The following is a 16798-nucleotide window of genomic DNA, read 5'->3' as shown; positions in this document are numbered from 1 at the left end:
GAGGGTGATGCTGCTCCCGTCCCGCAGACGCGTCAACGGAAGCGTGCTGTTGGTCCCGGCTGACGTCAGTCGGCGAGCTCGTGGTCCCCGCGCAGGATGCAGAACTGGTTGCCCTCCGGGTCGGCCATGACGACCCAGCCGGTCCCCGGGCCGTAGATCCCGCGGTGGTCGGCGATCTCGGTCGCGCCGAGGCCGAGGAGCACCTCGAGCTCCTCGTCGCGGGTGCGCTCGGTGGGGCGCAGGTCGAGGTGGATCCGCTTCGGGATGGACGTGTCGAAGCCCGGCACCTCGAGGAAGAGGACGTGCTCCCCCGTCGTCGGGGAGAGGATCATGCACTCCTCGTGACCGGGGGCGTTGGGGTCCTCCTCGACGTCGACGAAACCGAGGACCTGCTTCCACCACTGCGAGAGCTCGTAGGCGTTGACGCAGTCGATGCTGAGGTGCGAGATGCGGGCCGTCATCGCGTCATCGTGGCAGCCACCGGCTCCCCCAGTCCGAGGAACCCACCGAGCTCGAGCAGGCCGTGCGTGCTCGTCGACATGAACGCCGTCAGCGACCTCGACCGCACGACGACCGCCTTCCACTGCGCCCGGGACACCGCGACGTTCACGCGGTTGCGGTTCAGCAGAAACTCCATCCCCCGCGGGACGTCCTCCTGCGACGACGCCGTCATCGACACGACGACCACCGGGGCCTCCTGGCCCTGGAACTTGTCGACGGTGCCGACCCGTACGGCGCCCAGCCCGGCCTCGGCCAGCCGCTCGCCCAGCAGGACCCGCTGGGCGTTGTACGGCGCGACCACCAGCACGTCGGCCGGCCCGAGCGTCCGCGACGCGGCGCCGTCCTGCCACCGGGCGCCGACGTGCCGGCGGACCTGGTCGACGACCTCCGCCGCCTCCTCCGGGCTCGACACGCCACGCCCGACGTGGTCGACGAGCACGACCTCGACCCCGGGCTCGACGCCCTCGAGCGACCGAGCGCTCGCGGCGCCGGCGGCCTGCAGCTTGCCGTCGTAGGACAGGCGCGACACGACCTCGCAGACGGCCGGGTGCATCCGGTAGGACGTCTCGAGGAAGTAGCCGAGGTCCTCGGGGAGCGTGGTGTGCTCGCCGATCACCCAGCTCAGCGCCGAGTCGTCGACCGGCTCGCCGTGGAACCCCTGGCTGACCTGGGGCAGCTGCTGGGGGTCGCCGAGGAGGAGGAGCCGCTTCGCGGCGGTCGAGACGGCGAGCGTGTTGGCCAGGCAGAACTGACCGGCCTCGTCGATCACCAGGAGGTCGAGAGCGCCCGACTCAATGCCGGACCCTGTGAAGGACCAGGCGGTGCCGCCGACGACGTACCCGGCCGTCTGCTCGGCCTTCCACTTCCCCAGGGCGGTCGGGTCCTTCTTCTCGACCCACTCCGCGTTCGGATTCCGCTTCTTGACCTTGGCCACGAGCGAAGCAGGCAATCCCTTGCCGACGACGGCGTCGAGGAGGTTCTCGACGACGGGGTGCGACTGGCCGACCACCCCGATCCGCCAGCCGTGCTCCTCCACCAGCCGCTTGATGACGAGCGAGCCGAGGTAGGTCTTGCCGGTCCCGGGCGGGCCCTGGACGGCGAGGTACGACCGGTCCAGCGCCAGCAGCGTGGACACGAGGTCGCGCTCGCGGTCCCCCGTCCGGGCGACGCCGGGGAGACCGACCAGCCGCGGCCCCCGCCGGGCCAGGACGTCCACCGCCGGCTGCGCGGGCAGGGCGCCGGCGTCGGCTGCCTGCTGGGCGAGCGAGGCGATCGCGTCCGCGATCTGTGCCGTCCTGGGCCCAGGCGTCGGCGTGAGGGCCAGCGGCAGCGCCTCCCAGGTGCTCTGCCCCGTCTTCACCACCTCGCGGACGGTCACGGTCACGGTGCCGTCGGCGTGCTGCTCGACGGTGGTGAGGTCCTGGTTGTCGGTCGCCCCGTGGAGCCCACGGGCCGGGACGACGACGCCGTCCGGGGCGGGGGCGGCGTACACGCACCGGACCGAGCCCGGTGCGGTCAGGGTGCTGCCCGGTCCGGGCCGGCCGGTCAGGCGCAGCGTGCGCCGCGCGTTCTTCTGCTTCCCGGTGGTGCCCCAGTCCTCGACCACCTCGGCGGTCTGCACCAGGACGACGTCCTTGGTGTCGGCCCACTCGTCCGGCTCGTGCATCAGCCGATCGAAGTGCGCCCACCAGAACGGCTTGTCCTCGCGCCGGTGGTAGTCCAAGGCACCCTCGAGCAGCGCCCACGCCTGCTCCTCGTCGGTCCGCTCGGAGCGCAGCTCGGGCCCGGCGCGCGCCAGGAGGTCGCGGGAGAGCGCGACGCGCTCCGGTGGCCGCTCGCGGACGACCTGCTCGGTCAGCTCGACCTCCTCGTCCGGCCCCGCGGCGTGAGCCCCCGGTGGCAGCTGGCGCAGCAGCCAGTCCCGCAGCTCCAGGGTCGACTCGCAGTCGTAACGGTTGTACTGCAGCAGGTTGTCCTGCTCGTCGGTACGACTGGCGTCGTCGAGCGCGAGCTTCTCGCGGTAGATCCCGTACTGGACGATCGAGTCGTCCCCGGCGGCCAGCCCCTCACGCTCGTGGTCCATGTAGAGCGGTTCGAGCTTCTTGATGCTGTAGGACGGTTGCGAGACCCGGACCGAGCCGCGCACGGTGGCGTACAGGTTGACGAAGACGCCGTGGCGGAGCAGGTCGTCGAGCTCTTCTTCGCGCGTCTTGAACTCGGCGACCAGGCGCTTGAGCGCGGAGACCTCGTAGGCCGCGTAGTGGTAGACGTGCATCCCCGGGTACGCCTCGCGCAGCGCGGCCACCGTGTCCAGGAACGTGACCAGGGCGGTCCTCTCCTGCGCCCGGTCGTCGGCCCACAGGTGCCAGAACTCCCCCAGCGACCCGTCGGTGTTCCGCGCGGTCTGTACGCCCCAGAGGTACTCCAGGCCCCACCGCTCGCTGCCCGGCTCGTGGTGGATCGGGTCGCCCTCGAAGTCGAAGAACAGGTCGCCCGGCGTCGGCTCCGGCAGCGCGAGGATCGGCAGCGGGTCGAAGACGTCCGCCCGGACCTCCTCGTCGGCGAGCTGCGCGGCCTGGAGCGCCGCCTGGGCGACCAGACGGTCGAAGACACCGCGGTTCATCCCGGTCGGGCAGGTCGTGGCGTCCGCGAGGGCGGTCATCGTGTGGATCCCGGCGTCCTTGAGACGGGCGCGCTGGGAGCGGCGGAGGTTGGCGACCTGCAGGAGGTCGTCGGTGTCGGTCACGGCCGTGAAGCAGTCGTCGCAGGACCCGCAGAAGACCAGCCCCGGGATGTCCCACGCTGCCTTGCCCGGCGTGGCGCGGTGGTCCGCGATCAGCTCACGCAGGCGCGCTCGTCGCTCACGGAAGACCGCCATCAGGTCGGCACGGGGGAACGAGACGGTGTCGCCGGTGCCGAGGATCAACCTCACCTCCGGGGCGACGTCGGACCCGAGGGCCTCGAGCTGGTCGGCGTACGCCGCGACCTGCAGCAGCGCGGTCGTCTTCGCGCGCCGCGCGATCTTGGAGTCGGCCACGACCCAGCCGTCCGGGGAGGCGAGCAGGAAGTCGGCGTACCCGTGGAACTCCCCATCGGCGAACCCCGCCTGGAAGACCACGTCGGCCCCTGAGCCGAGCGCGTCCGTGGTGCGGCGCACCAGGTCGGTGAGGTCCGCGGGGGCCTTGCCGGTGGCACGGGCGACGGTGACGACGCCGTCGCCGTGGGTCGCGGCGAGAGCGTCCAGGACCTGCCGCTCGTGGCGGTTGCCGGCGGCGGCCAGCTGGTCGAGCAGCGGGCTGGGGCTCGCGTCGGAGACGTCCTCGGGGTCCTCCAGGCGGTCCAACGCGCGCAGCAGGGCGTACTCGCAGGTCGCGGCGGAGGCCAGGTCGGAAGCGCTCCAGTGCACCCCGGTCTCGTTCTGGAACACAGCACTCCTCGGGGTCACGGGCGTGGTTCACCGGCGGACCGGGGCCGCAGGCGCGGTCAGTCTGCAAGGTGTGGAGACGTTGTCACAGGGACTCGGCGGGTTCGGGGTGTCCCGGGAGGAACGGGGTGGTGGAGTAGCCGACGACAGAGGGCGGGACCAGCAGACTCATCAGGTCCGAATCGGAGGGCACTCACATGTTCCAGCGGCTGCTCAAGGCGCTCGGCGTCCCGGAGGGGCCCGCCGTCATCCACGCGCCGGTCCCGGCCCGTACGACGCCCTCCCTGGCCCACGAGGCGCTCCTGATCTGCATCAACCCGGTCAACGGCAAGCTGTGGGACCACACCCGGCACATCTGGTCGGCGGCACTCCTCATCGAGCTCGCGCACGAGGGGCGGTTGCAGGTGACCGGGTCCGGGAAAGCCACCCGCCACACCCTGATCGGCTCCTCCCTGCTCGGGGACCCTGACCTCGACAAGGCCCTGACGCGCCTGGAGCTCTACCGGCCGGGTCGCAAGACGATGGGCCAGGTGGACTCGCTGCCGCACGCCGACTACCTGATCGAGCGGCTGGTCGCCGACGGCCTGCTCGTAGAAGAGCGCAAGGCCGGGGTGCTCTTCACGCGTCCCCGCCTGCACCTCACGGCGGCGGGCCGCCAGGCGCCGGCTGCTCGGGTCCGTTCGATCCTGCTCGGCGAGGCCCTTCCCGACGAGCGAACGGCGCTGCTCGTCGCGGCGCTCCATGTCGGGATGCCGTCGAAGCTCCTCGTGCCGAAGGACAGGGCCAAGGAAGCCGACCGCCGGATGAGGGAGATCGCCGCGGGGATCGGTGAGGCCGAAAAGGCCCTGATCTCGGCGGTGCGGGCGGCGCGAGCCCGCAGCGAGGGCGGTGGCGACACGGGCGGCGGCGGAGGCTAGGCCGAGCCGAGATGACCCAAGGGGGAAGCAGTGACGGTGGGCGATACTGGGTTCGAACCAGTGACCTCTTCGGTGTGAACGAAGCGCGCTACCACTGCGCCAATCGCCCGTCTCCGGCGTGAGCCGGTGCGGTCGCAGACTCTAGCCCATGGGGCGCCTGGGGCTCACATCAGCCTCGGCGGACCGGGTGCTACCGGCCCAGCATCTCGGGCTCGCGGCGCTGCCAGATCGCCTGCGCGTCCCGGGTGACGGGTCCGGGGGCCGGCAGGACGCGGTCGTCCCAGGACGAGACGGCCTGCACGTCGCGGGTGGTGGAGACGAGGAAGACCTCGCTGGCCTCGGCCAGCACCTCGATCGGCTCGTCGACCTCCCGGCCGCCGACCCAGTCGAGCACGAGCCCGCGGGTCACGCCGGCCAGGCAGCCGCTGGCCAGGGTGGGCGTGCGCAGCTCGCCGTCGACGACGTAGAAGACGTTGGTGCCGGTCCCCTCGCACAGGTGGCCCTGGGTGTTGGCGAAGATCGCCTCGCTGGCCCCGCGCCGCTGCGCCTCGGCGAGGGCGACGACGTTCTCGGCGTACGACGTGGTCTTCAGCCCGGCGGTGGCGCCGCGCTCGTTGCGCGGCCACGGGACGGTGGCCACAGCGGTGACGTCGGGGGTCGGCTCCATCGGGACGGCGACCACCGCCAGGCGGGGCGCTCCCCCGCTGCGTCCGGACCCGAGCGGCGCCGACCCGGCGGTCAGCGTGACCCGCAGCCGTCCCAGCGGGAGGTGCTCGGCTCCGAGTACGGCGCGCACGCCGGCGCGTACGGCGTCGAGGTCGGGCGTCGCCAGGCCGAGACCCTCCGCGCTGCGGACCAGGCGGTCCAGGTGCAGCCCGAGCGCGAACGGCTGACCGTCGACGACCTTGACGGCCTCGAAGACGCCGTCGCCGACGGTGAACCCGTGGTCGGTGACGGGGACGACGGGGGCCTCGGAGTCGGCGAGCAGCTCGCCGTCGATCCAGGTGTGCATGAGATGAACCCTAGGTAGCGGGGGGTCGGTTTTGCCCTCCGGTGGGCGTGGGCTAATGTTTCGACCGCACCGCAGGTCAGCCTGAGGTGCAGGCGGACGTAGCTCAGTTGGTAGAGCGCAACCTTGCCAAGGTTGAGGTCGCGAGTTCGAGCCTCGTCGTCCGCTCGGAGAGGTACCTCATGGTTTGGCCTCCATGGTGGGTTGGCCGAGAGGCGAGGCAACGGACTGCAAATCCGTGTACACGGGTTCAAATCCCGTACCCACCTCGACACCACCTAACAACTCCACACCCGGGCGATTGGCGCAGCGGTAGCGCGCTTCCTTGACACGGAAGAGGTCACTGGTTCAAACCCAGTATCGCCCACCACGCTCCACCGCAGGTCAGGCCCCGTTTCCACTAATGGTGGAGGCGGGGCCTTTTCGCTGTCCCCGACCACCGTGCGCCCTGCGCGCGCCCACAGCCTCACGGGCCCTCCCCATTCGCGCCTCCGAGGCGTGCGTGTACCTCTCCACCGCGCGCAGCGACGCGTGGCCCATCAGCGCCGCGATCTCGTGCACCGGCACACCCTCGTCGGCCAGCCAGGAACCGTAGGAGTGTCGACAGTCGTGCGGCGTCGGCAACGGCTCGGACAGACCGGCCGCGGCGACCGCGGGGTTCCAGACCCGCTTGAGCCAGTTCGAGTAGTCCAGCGGCCGCCCGTCGGCCTCAGCGAACAGCAGCTCGTCACGGGCCCGACCTGCCATGAGGACCGACAGGTCGGCGACCAGGTCGTCGGTCAGGGGCACCTCGCGGGCGCCGGCGTCCGACTTCGGCAGCGGCTTGATGCGGCGGCCGCGCTCGACGACCTCCTGGACCCGGACGCGCTGCCGCATGAGATCGACCCGGAAGGCGTGCAGCCCGGCGGCCTCCTGCCACCGCAGCCCGGCGTCGAGCATCAGCGTCACGAAGAGCTGGTTGGCCGGGTCGGGCACCCGGGGTGCGGGTTCGTTGCGGGGTACGCCGCGGCGGTCTCCTGGCCGGGTGACGTTCTCCAGGAGGGTGGTGATCTCGGCGCCGGACAGCGTGCGGTCGACGTGGCGGGTGGTCTTCGGGGTCTTCACGACCTCGGCGGGGTTGCCTCGGATGAGCTTGTGGCGGGTGGCCTCGGCCAGGAGCTGCTTGAGGAGTCGGAACGCGGACGCGGCGGCCTCTCCCCCGACGTCGCGGCGTGCCATGTCGGCAAGCCAGGCCTCGACGTCCCAGGACTGGATGGTGGCCAGGGGCCAGGTCCCGAAGGCGGGGGCGACGTGGACGCGCCAGAGCGACTCGCGCTTCGAGGCGGTGGCGCGCTGCACGACCCGGGTCTCGGACCAGCGTCCCCACCAGTCGGCGAGGGTCATGCGGCCGGCGTTGGGGTCGACGAAGTCGCCGCGGCGGATCTGGGTCTCGAGGTCGTTGGCCCACTCGACGACGACGCGCTTGAGCGCGTCGGTGCGGGTGTACCGCTTGCCCGAGGGGTGCTTCACGGCTGCCTGCCACTTCCCTGACGGCAGCTTCCGGTACGACGCCACCGGGTGCTACCCGGCCCGGCCGGCGCGGGCCGCGGATCGCTGCGCGGCACGGCGCTCGCGGAGCCTGCGGAGGCGGCGTACGAGCATCGGGGCGTAGGCGAGTGCGGCCGGCTGGTCGATGAGGTGGTTGAGCAGCTGGTAGTAGTCGGTGGCTGACATGGCGAACTGCTCGCGGATGGCGGTCTCCTTCGCGCCGGCGTACTTCCACCAGGCTGTCTCGAAGGTGAGGACGGCGGCGTGCTCGGCGGTGAGGCCGGGGTGCGGGTCGATGTGGCTCATGGGCGGGTATCTCCTTGCTCGAGGCGTCGACGCAGGTAGTGCCGCTCGGCGGGGTGCAGGCACTCGAGGCGGACGCGGAGGGTGGGGACGTCGACGAAGAGCTCGTCTGCGGCCTCGGTGATGTGGTGAGCCCAGGCGAGGGCTTCGCCGATGCGGTGCAGGTCAGGGAGGAGCGAGCGGGCTGCGTTGCGGTCGCAGACGTCTTCGCGCTGGTGGCCGGCGACGTGCTCGAGCTCGTGGGCGAGGGTGCAGCGGCGTTCGGCTTGGCCCATGCCGGCGGCCAGGGTGATGGTGCGGGCGTGGTGGTCGGTGAGTCCGAGGGTGCCGGTCGGAAGGACGGCGAACCGCAGGGTCCAGTTTGTGAGGGCGCGTAGGCGCCGCCACGGGTGTGGAGGGAGCATGCGGTGGACCGTAGGTCCCGGGTCCGACAACGCCCCCGACCATCACAGGCCCCGAGCGACCTCGATGCGACGCTCGCGCTCCGTTTCCCACCGAGAGTGGCGCATGCCAAAGCGGACACCGGCCCCAATCGTGCCGACCGAGACCGCAATCGATCCAGCAACCGCCACGGCGATTGCGATGAATACGGCGACCGAGCCCGCTTCAATCTCCGCCAACAGGCCGGCGCCGATGCCCGCGATGAGCACGATGAGGTAACCGGTGATGATGACGACGTAGGGACTGGCGGGCATGTCCGGCATCGTCTCGAACACGATGTCGCCGCCCTGAGCCGATCCGACCGGCTGCGTGGCCGGCTTGACCTCGGTCTCGGCAGGGGCCGAGCCGTCGGAGAGCGGAATGTTTCGCATCGCCCAGTCCTGGCGCTCGGCCGGTGTCATCTCGCTGGGCTTCTTCTCCGTCACGACGGCTCTACTCCCCCGGGGTCCTGGGTCTCTTGGTCTGCGGCGTCGATGTTCGCGCGCAGCTGCTGGGTGGGCGTGCGGCCCTTGATGGTGCGCGCGGCGGGCGCGAGGTGTCTTGCCGGTGCCACCGGCTTCTGGGCGGAGTCGGCGCCGGCGTCGAGGATCGCGTCGACGACACCGAGCACGACGTCGCGTTGCTCCCTGCTGAGGGAGTCCGCGCGACCGGGCAGCTCGAACCTGCCCAGCCGCGGCGGCATGCCGGCAGCTGCTAGGACGTCCGCGAGCGGGACGTCCAGCATGGTGGCGACCGCGCCCGCGGTCTCGTCGCTGATGTTCGTGTGGCCGTCCTTGCGGATCCGGCGGAACACCTCGTACGTCGGCCTCGGCTCGTCCGGGTGCTGGTTGACCAGGCGTGTGTACGCCTCTCGCAGGCTGATGCTCTCGCCACGGCCACGTCTCTTACCCATCTCTCGGAGGCGACGCTCCATGAGGTCCTGGAGCGTCTCGGTCACGTCGCTCAAGGTGGGCCTTCCGTCGAGAGGTTGTACAACGACCCGGCGTGAACCACATCCGTGTGATCACAAGTCACAGGTTTCTGAGGTTCCGGTCGCGGGGCGTTGACCAGCGACAACATTCCTACCGATGCGCTTGTACAACTCACAAGCGGTTGCTACCGTCACGGGCGTCAGTTGTAATCACCGAGACGAAGGAACCACCCATGAACCGGACCCGCTACCGGCCCCCTACCCGCGAGGTGTGGATGCACATCAAGGACCCGGCCAAGCTCCGCCGCCGACGCAAGGCCCGCGACATGACCCAGTTCCAGCTGGCCGTGATGACCCGCTGCACCCAGCAGTACGTCTCGCTCCTGGAGTCGGGCCGCGACCGCGACTGCTCCGAGGACGTCGCACTACGGATCTGTAAGGCGCTCGACGTCGACCTGGAGGACTACTTCGAGGCCCGCGAGGTCTCTCGCACGCCCCGCGTTGCTACTGCCTCGCGTGTGGATGGTGATGACGCAGCATGAGAGCCCAGTCGCTCCCGGCGCTCCCCGAGCTGCTGACTGTCACCGACGCCGCCGCGCGCCTGTCGTGCTCGCGGGGCCACGTCTACAACCTCGTCGCGCTCGGCCAGCTGCGTGCGGTCGAGATCGCGATCGCCGGCGCGAAGCGCCCCAAGACCCGCATCCGTGCCGAGGACCTGACGGCATTCGTCGAGGCCCACACCCGCACCGCGCGCACGGCCTGACCGGCACCAGCACACCCCACCGAAAGACGCGAGGCCCGGCACCCGCCTGGCAGCAGTCCCGGACCTCACGAACGAGAGGCATCTTCCCATGAACGACAGCACCACGACCCGCACCGCGGCCGACACGCTCCGCGCGGTCGCCGAGCTCATCGAGGCCCACCCGGACCTCCCGGTCCCGTTCACCTCGCTCTACGACCACCGGCCGGAGACCGCCGACCTGCACTGGTACCTGCACCTCGCCCACCGTGACCCGGCCAACGCCGGCGACAAGGCCCGCGCCATCATCACCGCGCTCGGCGGCACCTGGTCGAAGGACTTCAACAGGACCGACGACACCGCGCGCTTCACCCGACGGTGGAACGGGCTCAGCCTCGAGGTCTCCGTGCAGCGCGAGCAGGTCTGCACCCGCCGCGTCGTCGGCACCGAGACCGTCACCATCCCCGCCCGCCCCGCCGCCGCAGCCGTGCCCGAGCGGACCGAGACCCGCGACCTCGTCGAGTGGGACTGCGGGTCCCTCCTGGCCGACCAGGACCAGGCGGTGTCGGCATGAGCGACTCCACCTTCGTGCTGACCGTCGTCATCGGGTCCGCCTTGATCTGGGCGCTGATCGCGCTCGACCAGGCCATGGCTCGCGCCGCCGCCTGGGAGACCCACGTGGCCACCACCCCGGGCATGACGGAGTTCGAAGGCGGTGTCGACCGGTGAGCACCCTCGACGTCACCCCCGAGCACCGCGAGGCCCACGCGCTCCGAGTGCTCGAGACCGTCCGCCAGTACGAGCGCGAGCTCGCGCTCATCCCCGACGCGGCCGCCCCGTCGATCTCCGACCTCGGAGCCGAGGCACGCGACGAGCTCGACGGCTTGGTCGACGAGATGGGCCCCGACGCCCGCGACCCGTACTTCACCCTCCCGCCGGCCTGCTGGGCGTGCGGCGACACCGGGTCCATCCAGGACAACCCCCGCGACCCCGCCGCGGTGTCCGACTGCACCGCCTGCAACCTGCAGAACGGAGGCCCGGCATGACTGCCCCCGCGCACTCCCGCGACATCAAGGGCATCGGGCGCTACTACGGCCCCTGCGGCAACGACGGCTGCCCCTTGACCGACATCGAGGCCCCCGGCCTCATCTCGGTGACCAACGCCCAGTCCGTCATCGCCAAGCCCGCCCTCGTCCCGGCAGCCGCGAAGTCCACCGCGGCCGCCGCCTGGGACCTGCTCCCGGCCATGGTCGCCACCTCCCGCCAGTCCCCCGAGGGGCCGTGCGCCCGCCGCCGGGTCGCCGACCGGTGCGGGATCTGCCGGTTCTGCCTCACCGCGCAGATCAAGGCCGCGCACAAGAACGAGTGGGAGAAGGCCGCCGACCTCGGCACCCGGGTCCACGCCCACGCCCACGCTGAGGTCCTCGGCGGGGCGCTGCCGTACGACGAGGAGGTCGCCCCGTTCGTCGCCCAGCACGTGGCGTTCCTCGAGGCGTGGCGCATCGACCTCGACCGCCACGTCGAGGCCGCCGAGCTAACCGTGGTCTCGCGCAAGCACGGGTACGCCGGCACCGGTGACCTGTGGCTGCACCTGCCGCTGGCCTACGACGCGACCACCGGGCGCACGACCTTCACCGGGTGGGACCGCCGGCGGCTGTGGCTGCTCGACGGGAAGTCGTCGATGAAGAAGCCAGTCGGCACGGTGTACGCCGACCAGCCGCTGCAGCTGGCCGGGCTGCGGTTCGCCGAGGAGGCGGTGCTGCCCGACGAGTCGGTGGTGAAGGTGCCGCGGTTCGAGGGTGCCGCGATCTTGAACTGGCGCCGCGACGCGCACGCCCTGATCCCCCAGCCGACCGGCCGGGACGTGTTCAAGGCGTTCCTCGGTGCGGTCGAGCTGCAGCGGCTGTTCCACGGCCAGGACGTCAAGGCGTGGGAGCGCGTCGACGCGCCGCCGGTCGTCGAGCCGAAGGCGGTCGCCTGATGACCGACGACCTCACCTGCCCGATGTGCGACTCGCCGGCCTATGTCTGCCACGCCGCGCACACCGACGGCCCCGGCCCGCGCATCCACTGCCGCGCCGCCTCCGGCCACAACTTCCCGGTTCCGACTGACGACTCGAAGGACTCCTGACCATGCCGATCTCACCCGCCACGCTGCAGCGCCGCTTCGCCGAGCTCGGCCGTATCCGCCTCGGCGCGAAGGAGGGCGGCAAGGGCCGCCCCATGAAGCTCGCCGCGTTCCGCTTCACCAGCCCCAACCCCCGCTACATCGCCGACCTCGCCACCCTCTACGGCGGCGAGGCCCGCCCCTGGGACAACAACGGCAAGCCCGAGCACGAGGTCTTCACCGACTCGACCTCCATCCCCGTCATCGCGATGAAGGGCGGTCTGTCGCAGTGGATGGAGACCTGGTCCGGCGGCGGCTGCGTCCACCGCTGCGACGGCGAGACCAACGTCCTCACCGGCGAGCGCTGCAACCCCGACGACCGCGCCCACGTCGACGCCAAGCCCACCACCCGCCTCTCGCTGATGCTCCCCGAGCTCGAGGCCATCGGCGCCTGGCGCATGGAGTCCCACGGCTGGAACGCCGCCGCCGAGATCCCCGCGGTCGCCGAGCTCGCCCAGTTCGTCGGCGACCTTGTCCCCGCGCACCTCAACATGGTCGAGCGGCGCAGCGTGCGCGACGGCAAGACCTCCCGGTTCGTCGTCCCGGTCCTCGACCTGCAGATCGGCGCCGCCCGGCTCCGTGAGGTCGTCGCCGCGAAGTCCGGTGCCGCCGAGCTCGCCGGGCCCGTACCGGCCGAGCACGCCGCGCTGCCCGCCGGCGCCCCGGCCGAGCCCAACGTTGACCCGTACGCCGGGCCGACGGCAGACCTCACGGGCATCGACACCCACGACGGCCTCGTCCAGGCCTGGGACTCGATGAAGAGCGACGAGCTCATCGGCCAGGCCGCCCGGGGCAACCCGGCTGCCAGCCCCGAGGGCGCGCAGCGGTACGTCGAAGCGTGGAAGGCCCGCGCGCACCAGATCCAGGACGCCAAGGAGGCCGCCCCGGCCCCGGACGCCGACGGCGCGGTCGACGCCGACATCGTCGAAGACCAGGCACCCGCCACCCAGCCGGCCGCTGCTCCGGCCGAGGCCGCCCCGGTCAGCGAGGACGCGCTCTGGCAGCAGATCCTCGCCGCCTCCGGCCAGCAGGGCATGCAGCTCCCCGACGTCGAGGACGACTTCGCCCGCCGCATGGGCGGCGTCACCTCCTCGACCGCGTCCGCTGCCGAGCTGCAGCACTACCTCGGCCTTCTCACCGCCGGGGAGCAGGTGCCCGCATGACGATCAGGATCACCGTCGAGGACACCGCCACCGGGGACACCGAGACCACCGAACTCACCGACGACGTCCTCGTGATCGTCGAGGGCTCCGCCCACGTCACCAACGTGCAGAACTACCCGAAGTCGAAGACCCAGGTCTGGACCGTCAAGGGCGTCGGGGGTGCGGCGTGAGCGCCTACAGCCACCCCGGGTCGGCCAACAGCAACTGGCGCGGCGGCAAGTACAGCCACCCGCTCTACCAGATCTACAACGACATGCTCGGCCGCTGCCACCGGCCCACCCACACCCGGTGGGCCAACTACGGCGGCCGCGGCATCACCGTCTGCGACCGGTGGCGCACCGACTTCTGGGCGTTCGTCGCCGACATGGGCCCGCGCCCCGACGGCAAGACGCCCGGCGGCCGGCCCCTCTACAGCCTCGACCGGACCGACAACGACGGCCCCTACACACCCGAGAACTGCCGCTGGGCGACCGCCTCCCAGCAGGCCCAGAACCGCCGCGACACGGCGTACGCCGGCACCGTCCACGACCCCGAGTCCGGCCGGTTCCTGCCGAAGGGAGACGCAGCATGAGCACCGCGCAGCAGAAGTGGCACGAGGACAGCGTCCTGGCGTTCGATCTGGAGACCAGTGGGATCAACCCGCGCGTCGACCGCATCGTCACCGCCGCCATCGTCCACGCCACCCCCGGCCAGCGACCCACCAACATCACCTGGCTGATCAACCCCGGCATCGACATCCCCGACGAGGCCGCACAGGTGCACGGGTGGACCAACGACCGCCTCGAGCAGCGCCTGGGAGGCGCCCAGGCCATGCGAATCAGCAACAAGGGCACCGCCCCGCTCCCCCGCGAGGCCGCGCTCTTCGAGATCGCCGCCCAGTGCGGCATGGCCATGCAGAACGAGTTCGCGCTCATCGTCCACAACGCCACCTACGACCTCACCATGCTCGAGACCGAGCTCGGCCGCCACGACGTCCCCACCTTGTCGTCGCGACCCAACGGGATCCGCGGCGTCGTCGACCCGTTCGTGATCGAGAAGGCCTTCGACCCCTGGCGCAAGGTCAAGGGCGGGTGCCGCGGCGGGAAGGTCAAGTGCGGCGGCTGCGGGTCGACCGACAAGACCCTCACCAGTCTCTGCGCGCACTACGGGGTCGTCCACACCGGGGCGCACGATGCCGCCGGGGACGCCCTGGCCACGATCCGGCTGGCCAGCAAGCTCATGGTCGCGTGGCCGGCGACGGCGCGGCTGAAGCTGCAGACGCTGCACTCCCACCAGATCGGGTGGCGTCGCGAGCAGGCCGACTCCCTGCGGGCCTACTTCGACAAGGCCGGCATCGAGCACGACGGCGTCGACCCGGGTTGGCCGATCCACACCGGCCTCGCCGCCGACCTGGCCGCCGGCACCGGTACGGGGGCCGTGGCATGAGCACCACCACCGCCACCCAGCCCGAGCAGCTCGACCTGCCCGACGTCGAGCCCCGCTGCTCGCGGGCGTTCGAGCACGGCCGGCACGAGACCACCGAGGGCACCTGCCCCGGCCGGCGCACCGCGTCCCCGCTCGAGCGGTCGCTGTCGGCCGAAGCGCTCGCCCGGTTCCGCGCCCGCCGCCACGTGCACCGGGCCGCTGGGCGCGCCGTCACCGAGGTGCTCGACCTCGACTTCGCGCCCGCGCACTGCGCTGGCACCGAGTGCCTGCACGACCACCGGAGGACCGCATGAAGTACACCGTCCGTCCCACCAGCGACGTCACCGGCTTCGGCGGCACCCGCCAGGCCTCGCAGTTCACCACCACCTGGTCCGACGCCGTCACCCTGCTCGAGCGCGAGCTCGACATGCTCAAGGCCACCGACATCGTGCTCGAACTCGACGTCCGCGAACGCGACATCCGCATGGACGGCCAGGTCCGCGCCAACACCCGCGCCGCCTCCGGCCGCGCCCGCCTCGCCTTCGACTCCCGACACGGCGCGCTGGTGTACGCCACCGACCGGTTCGTCCGCCAGCCCGGATCCCGCTTCCGGATGATGGAGGACTGGCAGCACAACGTCTACGCGATGGCCAAGGCCCTCGAGGCGCTGCGGCTCGTCGACCGGTACGGCGTCACCTCGGGTCAGCAGTACACCGGGTTCAAGGCCATCGGCGGCGGCAGCGCGATCGCCACCGGGCCCGCCCCGATGACCGACGACGAGGCGCTGCAGGTGCTGATCGCGATCGTCGGCGAGGACGCCGACTGGGCCGACGACGCCGAACTGCACCGCAAGGCCCGAGCCGCGGCCCACCCCGATCGCCGCGGCGGCGACCAGAGCGCCTGGGACCAGGTCGAGCTCGCCGGACGTGCGCTGGGGGTGGCCCGATGACGACCACCACACGCCGAGAGCGCGCCGGCTGGGTCCTGCACCACGCCCTGGCCCGCGCTTGCCGCGCGTTCCTGTCCGCCCTCGACCTGGTGCTCGCACCCCGCCGGGCCCGTCGCACCGGAGGTGCCCGATGACCGAGCCACACCCCGGGCAGATGCCGAACCACGACGTCGTCGCGCTGATGCGGATCTGGGAGAACCGGCCCGCGCCCCAGCCGACGCCGCAGCCCACGGTCGAGCCCCACTGGGACGGCGACCAGGCCTCCTGCGTCTGCGTCGGCCGCCACGACGAGCACTGCCCCGAGGCCTACGCCGACCAGGGCGGTGACGCCGCATGAGCGACCTCCTCACCCCCGACCGGGTCGCCATCCGCGTCACCGGCACCCCCATCCCCCAGGGCTCCAAGACCGCCAACCGCTACGGCAACGGCGTCCGCGACGCCAACGCCACCCGCCTCAAGCCCTGGCGCGCCCACGTCACCGCCCACGCCCGCGACGCCCACCGCTACCAGGACAAGCTCATCGGCCCCGTCCGGATCTGGCTCCGCTTCGCCTTCGACCGACCGGCCAGCCACTACCGCACCGGCCGCAACGCGCACCTGCTCAAGAACAGCGCACCGCTCTACCCGACCAACAAGAACGACCTGGACAAGCTCACCCGCGCCGTCCTCGACGCCCTCACCGACGCCGGTGTCTGGGGCGACGACGGCCAGGTCGTCGACGTCCGCGCCCGCAAGTTCTACGCCGGCGAGCACGAGCTCGCACCCGTCAAGGCCGGCGTCGACATCGTCCTCGAGGAGTGCCCCTGATGGCCACCAGCACCAGCAACCGCATCGCCACCGTCCGCGTCGCACCCACCGAGGCCGGCGGGTGGACCGCCACCTGCAACGCCCGCGACTGCCGCTGGCGGATCCTCCGCCCCACCCGGCTCCTCGCCGACGTCGCCGGCACCGCCCACCAGCGCGACCACGTCACCCCCGACCCCGCCGACCAGGTCTCCGCCGTCGACGGGTTCCGCATCGACGAGCTCATGGGGAGGGACACCTGATGGTCGAGATCCAGGGCAACGCGATCGCGCACACCGCCGGCGGACACCGGCCGCTGCCGCGCGCCGACGCGGCCGCTGGCGTGCGACGCGCCCACCGGCCCTGGTGCACTGACTGCAAGCGCGCCCACGATGCCGAGCAGCTCGACGGCAACGGCCGCTGCCCCACCTGCGCGCCGATGGCCGAGCGTCGTGCCGCAGCAGCCGAGCGACGTCGTCTCGCCGACCAGGCCGACGCCGACGCACCCAAGCCGACCCCGAAGCCGGCTCCGAAGCCCGCTCGAGCACCCAAGCCGCCGACA

26 protein-coding genes and 4 tRNA genes are annotated in these 16798 nt (G+C 71.8%); 21 read left to right on the top strand and 9 right to left on the bottom strand.

The window, feature by feature from the left end:
* Positions 1–65 precede the first annotated feature (65 nt).
* Complete coding sequence (locus GV155_RS07960) at positions 66–461, bottom strand: VOC family protein (RefSeq protein ID WP_160006845.1); 396 nt, start codon at positions 459–461, stop codon at positions 66–68.
* Positions 458–3928, bottom strand: a complete 3471-nt coding sequence (locus tag GV155_RS07955) for a TM0106 family RecB-like putative nuclease (protein ID WP_160006842.1) — start codon at positions 3926–3928, stop codon at positions 458–460. The genes GV155_RS07960 and GV155_RS07955 overlap by 4 nt, the downstream gene beginning before the upstream one ends.
* 194 nt (positions 3929–4122) lie before the next feature.
* On the opposite strand from GV155_RS07955, the gene GV155_RS07950 reads away from it, so the two are divergent.
* Positions 4123–4842 carry a GOLPH3/VPS74 family protein gene (locus GV155_RS07950; RefSeq protein ID WP_160006839.1) on the top strand — a complete coding sequence of 240 codons (720 nt, stop codon included), beginning with the start codon at positions 4123–4125 and terminating at the stop codon, positions 4840–4842.
* Between the two features lie 37 nt (positions 4843–4879).
* Here GV155_RS07950 and GV155_RS07945 read toward each other — a convergent pair.
* Positions 4880–4951, bottom strand: a tRNA-Val gene (locus GV155_RS07945).
* Positions 4952–5032: 81 nt separating this feature from the next.
* The gene (locus GV155_RS07940) at positions 5033–5854 is read right to left on the bottom strand and encodes an aminotransferase class IV (RefSeq protein ID WP_160006836.1); all 822 of its coding nucleotides are present in this window, start codon (positions 5852–5854) and stop codon (positions 5033–5035) included.
* Between the two features lie 92 nt (positions 5855–5946).
* On the opposite strand from GV155_RS07940, the gene GV155_RS07935 reads away from it, so the two are divergent.
* The 3 genes from GV155_RS07935 (at position 5947) to GV155_RS07925 (ending at position 6221) form a co-directional block, all read left to right on the top strand.
* Positions 5947–6019: transfer RNA gene (locus GV155_RS07935), tRNA-Gly, on the top strand.
* A gap of 30 nt (positions 6020–6049) precedes the next feature.
* A tRNA-Cys gene (locus tag GV155_RS07930) sits at positions 6050–6120 on the top strand.
* 26 nt (positions 6121–6146) lie between these two features.
* Positions 6147–6221: transfer RNA gene (locus tag GV155_RS07925), tRNA-Val, on the top strand.
* 14 nt (positions 6222–6235) lie between these two features.
* Here GV155_RS07925 and GV155_RS07920 read toward each other — a convergent pair.
* Genes GV155_RS07920 through GV155_RS07900 form a run of 5 tightly spaced genes read right to left on the bottom strand, consistent with a single transcriptional unit; the run spans position 6236 to position 9014 of the window.
* Positions 6236–7360 (bottom strand): tyrosine-type recombinase/integrase, encoded by a 1125-nt coding sequence (locus tag GV155_RS07920; RefSeq protein WP_160006834.1) that lies wholly within the window; start codon positions 7358–7360, stop codon positions 6236–6238.
* Between the two features lie 51 nt (positions 7361–7411).
* Positions 7412–7684: a DUF3263 domain-containing protein gene (locus tag GV155_RS07915; protein ID WP_160006831.1), complete on the bottom strand. Its 273-nt coding sequence runs from the start codon at positions 7682–7684 to the stop codon at positions 7412–7414.
* The gene (locus tag GV155_RS07910; protein ID WP_160006829.1) at positions 7681–8085 is read right to left on the bottom strand and encodes an ImmA/IrrE family metallo-endopeptidase; all 405 of its coding nucleotides are present in this window, start codon (positions 8083–8085) and stop codon (positions 7681–7683) included. The genes GV155_RS07915 and GV155_RS07910 overlap by 4 nt, the downstream gene beginning before the upstream one ends.
* Before the next feature lie 42 nt (positions 8086–8127).
* Positions 8128–8547 (bottom strand): hypothetical protein, encoded by a 420-nt coding sequence (locus GV155_RS07905; protein WP_160006827.1) that lies wholly within the window; start codon positions 8545–8547, stop codon positions 8128–8130.
* Complete coding sequence (locus GV155_RS07900) at positions 8544–9014, bottom strand: hypothetical protein (protein WP_160006825.1); 471 nt, start codon at positions 9012–9014, stop codon at positions 8544–8546. Before GV155_RS07900 ends, GV155_RS07905 begins: the two co-directional genes overlap by 4 nt.
* Positions 9015–9265: 251 nt before the next feature.
* Here GV155_RS07900 and GV155_RS07895 point away from each other — a divergent pair, with 251 nt between their 5' ends.
* The 17 genes from GV155_RS07895 to GV155_RS07815 all read left to right on the top strand — a co-directional run bounded on the left by GV155_RS07895 (position 9266) and on the right by GV155_RS07815 (position 16499).
* Complete coding sequence (locus GV155_RS07895) at positions 9266–9574, top strand: helix-turn-helix transcriptional regulator (protein ID WP_160006822.1); 309 nt, start codon at positions 9266–9268, stop codon at positions 9572–9574.
* Positions 9571–9795: a helix-turn-helix domain-containing protein gene (locus GV155_RS07890; protein WP_160006819.1), complete on the top strand. Its 225-nt coding sequence runs from the start codon at positions 9571–9573 to the stop codon at positions 9793–9795. The genes GV155_RS07895 and GV155_RS07890 overlap by 4 nt, the downstream gene beginning before the upstream one ends.
* Before the next feature lie 88 nt (positions 9796–9883).
* Entirely contained in the window at positions 9884–10345 is a 462-nt protein-coding gene (locus tag GV155_RS07885; RefSeq protein ID WP_160006816.1) for a hypothetical protein, read from the top strand.
* Positions 10342–10500, top strand: a complete 159-nt coding sequence (locus tag GV155_RS07880; RefSeq protein ID WP_160006813.1) for a hypothetical protein — start codon at positions 10342–10344, stop codon at positions 10498–10500. Before GV155_RS07885 ends, GV155_RS07880 begins: the two co-directional genes overlap by 4 nt.
* The gene (locus tag GV155_RS07875; protein ID WP_160006810.1) at positions 10497–10817 is read left to right on the top strand and encodes a hypothetical protein; all 321 of its coding nucleotides are present in this window, start codon (positions 10497–10499) and stop codon (positions 10815–10817) included. The genes GV155_RS07880 and GV155_RS07875 overlap by 4 nt, the downstream gene beginning before the upstream one ends.
* A complete protein-coding gene (locus GV155_RS07870) occupies positions 10814–11752 on the top strand; it encodes a hypothetical protein (protein WP_160006807.1) in 939 nt (312 codons plus the stop codon). Before GV155_RS07875 ends, GV155_RS07870 begins: the two co-directional genes overlap by 4 nt.
* Positions 11752–11901: a hypothetical protein gene (locus GV155_RS07865; RefSeq protein ID WP_160006804.1), complete on the top strand. Its 150-nt coding sequence runs from the start codon at positions 11752–11754 to the stop codon at positions 11899–11901. The genes GV155_RS07870 and GV155_RS07865 overlap by 1 nt, the downstream gene beginning before the upstream one ends.
* Positions 11902–11903: 2 nt before the next feature.
* On the top strand, positions 11904–13100 hold the full coding sequence (locus tag GV155_RS07860; RefSeq protein ID WP_160006801.1) for a recombination directionality factor: 1197 nt from the start codon (positions 11904–11906) through the stop codon (positions 13098–13100).
* Complete coding sequence (locus tag GV155_RS07855; RefSeq protein WP_160006799.1) at positions 13097–13270, top strand: hypothetical protein; 174 nt, start codon at positions 13097–13099, stop codon at positions 13268–13270. Before GV155_RS07860 ends, GV155_RS07855 begins: the two co-directional genes overlap by 4 nt.
* Complete coding sequence (locus tag GV155_RS07850) at positions 13267–13671, top strand: hypothetical protein (protein WP_160006796.1); 405 nt, start codon at positions 13267–13269, stop codon at positions 13669–13671. The genes GV155_RS07855 and GV155_RS07850 overlap by 4 nt, the downstream gene beginning before the upstream one ends.
* The gene (locus tag GV155_RS07845) at positions 13668–14525 is read left to right on the top strand and encodes a hypothetical protein (RefSeq protein ID WP_160006793.1); all 858 of its coding nucleotides are present in this window, start codon (positions 13668–13670) and stop codon (positions 14523–14525) included. Before GV155_RS07850 ends, GV155_RS07845 begins: the two co-directional genes overlap by 4 nt.
* Positions 14522–14818: a hypothetical protein gene (locus GV155_RS07840; protein WP_160006790.1), complete on the top strand. Its 297-nt coding sequence runs from the start codon at positions 14522–14524 to the stop codon at positions 14816–14818. The genes GV155_RS07845 and GV155_RS07840 overlap by 4 nt, the downstream gene beginning before the upstream one ends.
* Positions 14815–15453 carry a molecular chaperone DnaJ gene (locus GV155_RS07835; RefSeq protein ID WP_160006787.1) on the top strand — a complete coding sequence of 213 codons (639 nt, stop codon included), beginning with the start codon at positions 14815–14817 and terminating at the stop codon, positions 15451–15453. Before GV155_RS07840 ends, GV155_RS07835 begins: the two co-directional genes overlap by 4 nt.
* Positions 15450–15587 (top strand): hypothetical protein, encoded by a 138-nt coding sequence (locus tag GV155_RS07830; protein WP_160006784.1) that lies wholly within the window; start codon positions 15450–15452, stop codon positions 15585–15587. Before GV155_RS07835 ends, GV155_RS07830 begins: the two co-directional genes overlap by 4 nt.
* On the top strand, positions 15584–15790 hold the full coding sequence (locus tag GV155_RS07825) for a hypothetical protein (protein ID WP_160006781.1): 207 nt from the start codon (positions 15584–15586) through the stop codon (positions 15788–15790). Before GV155_RS07830 ends, GV155_RS07825 begins: the two co-directional genes overlap by 4 nt.
* Positions 15787–16260, top strand: coding sequence for a RusA family crossover junction endodeoxyribonuclease (locus GV155_RS07820; protein ID WP_160006778.1), 474 nt, complete (start codon positions 15787–15789; stop codon positions 16258–16260). Before GV155_RS07825 ends, GV155_RS07820 begins: the two co-directional genes overlap by 4 nt.
* Positions 16260–16499, top strand: a complete 240-nt coding sequence (locus tag GV155_RS07815) for a hypothetical protein (RefSeq protein WP_160006775.1) — start codon at positions 16260–16262, stop codon at positions 16497–16499. The genes GV155_RS07820 and GV155_RS07815 overlap by 1 nt, the downstream gene beginning before the upstream one ends.
* Positions 16500–16798: the final 299 nt, after the last annotated feature.

Origin of the sequence: Nocardioides sp. AX2bis (genome assembly GCF_902506435.1) — a bacterium.
Classification (GTDB): Bacteria; Actinomycetota; Actinomycetes; order Propionibacteriales; family Nocardioidaceae; genus Nocardioides.
The sequence above is the reverse complement of the archived record's forward strand: the minus strand, read 5'-3'. Positions and strand labels throughout refer to the sequence as shown.

Excerpts from the sequence above, each read along its gene's own strand:
- GV155_RS07960 (WP_160006845.1), bottom strand. The coding sequence starts at position 461 with ATGACGGCCCGCATCTCGCACCTCAGCATCGACTGCGTCAACGCCTAC.
- GV155_RS07950 (WP_160006839.1), top strand. The coding sequence starts at position 4,123 with ATGTTCCAGCGGCTGCTCAAGGCGCTCGGCGTCCCGGAGGGGCCCGCC.
- GV155_RS07940 (WP_160006836.1), bottom strand. The coding sequence starts at position 5,854 with ATGCACACCTGGATCGACGGCGAGCTGCTCGCCGACTCCGAGGCCCCC.
- GV155_RS07915 (WP_160006831.1), bottom strand. The coding sequence starts at position 7,684 with ATGAGCCACATCGACCCGCACCCCGGCCTCACCGCCGAGCACGCCGCC.
- GV155_RS07910 (WP_160006829.1), bottom strand. The coding sequence starts at position 8,085 with ATGCTCCCTCCACACCCGTGGCGGCGCCTACGCGCCCTCACAAACTGG.
- GV155_RS07900 (WP_160006825.1), bottom strand. The coding sequence starts at position 9,014 with ATGGGTAAGAGACGTGGCCGTGGCGAGAGCATCAGCCTGCGAGAGGCG.
- GV155_RS07895 (WP_160006822.1), top strand. The coding sequence starts at position 9,266 with ATGAACCGGACCCGCTACCGGCCCCCTACCCGCGAGGTGTGGATGCAC.
- GV155_RS07890 (WP_160006819.1), top strand. The coding sequence starts at position 9,571 with ATGAGAGCCCAGTCGCTCCCGGCGCTCCCCGAGCTGCTGACTGTCACC.
- GV155_RS07885 (WP_160006816.1), top strand. The coding sequence starts at position 9,884 with ATGAACGACAGCACCACGACCCGCACCGCGGCCGACACGCTCCGCGCG.
- GV155_RS07880 (WP_160006813.1), top strand. The coding sequence starts at position 10,342 with ATGAGCGACTCCACCTTCGTGCTGACCGTCGTCATCGGGTCCGCCTTG.
- GV155_RS07870 (WP_160006807.1), top strand. The coding sequence starts at position 10,814 with ATGACTGCCCCCGCGCACTCCCGCGACATCAAGGGCATCGGGCGCTAC.
- GV155_RS07865 (WP_160006804.1), top strand. The coding sequence starts at position 11,752 with ATGACCGACGACCTCACCTGCCCGATGTGCGACTCGCCGGCCTATGTC.
- GV155_RS07860 (WP_160006801.1), top strand. The coding sequence starts at position 11,904 with ATGCCGATCTCACCCGCCACGCTGCAGCGCCGCTTCGCCGAGCTCGGC.
- GV155_RS07855 (WP_160006799.1), top strand. The coding sequence starts at position 13,097 with ATGACGATCAGGATCACCGTCGAGGACACCGCCACCGGGGACACCGAG.
- GV155_RS07845 (WP_160006793.1), top strand. The coding sequence starts at position 13,668 with ATGAGCACCGCGCAGCAGAAGTGGCACGAGGACAGCGTCCTGGCGTTC.
- GV155_RS07840 (WP_160006790.1), top strand. The coding sequence starts at position 14,522 with ATGAGCACCACCACCGCCACCCAGCCCGAGCAGCTCGACCTGCCCGAC.
- GV155_RS07835 (WP_160006787.1), top strand. The coding sequence starts at position 14,815 with ATGAAGTACACCGTCCGTCCCACCAGCGACGTCACCGGCTTCGGCGGC.
- GV155_RS07830 (WP_160006784.1), top strand. The coding sequence starts at position 15,450 with ATGACGACCACCACACGCCGAGAGCGCGCCGGCTGGGTCCTGCACCAC.
- GV155_RS07825 (WP_160006781.1), top strand. The coding sequence starts at position 15,584 with ATGACCGAGCCACACCCCGGGCAGATGCCGAACCACGACGTCGTCGCG.
- GV155_RS07820 (WP_160006778.1), top strand. The coding sequence starts at position 15,787 with ATGAGCGACCTCCTCACCCCCGACCGGGTCGCCATCCGCGTCACCGGC.
- GV155_RS07815 (WP_160006775.1), top strand. The coding sequence starts at position 16,260 with ATGGCCACCAGCACCAGCAACCGCATCGCCACCGTCCGCGTCGCACCC.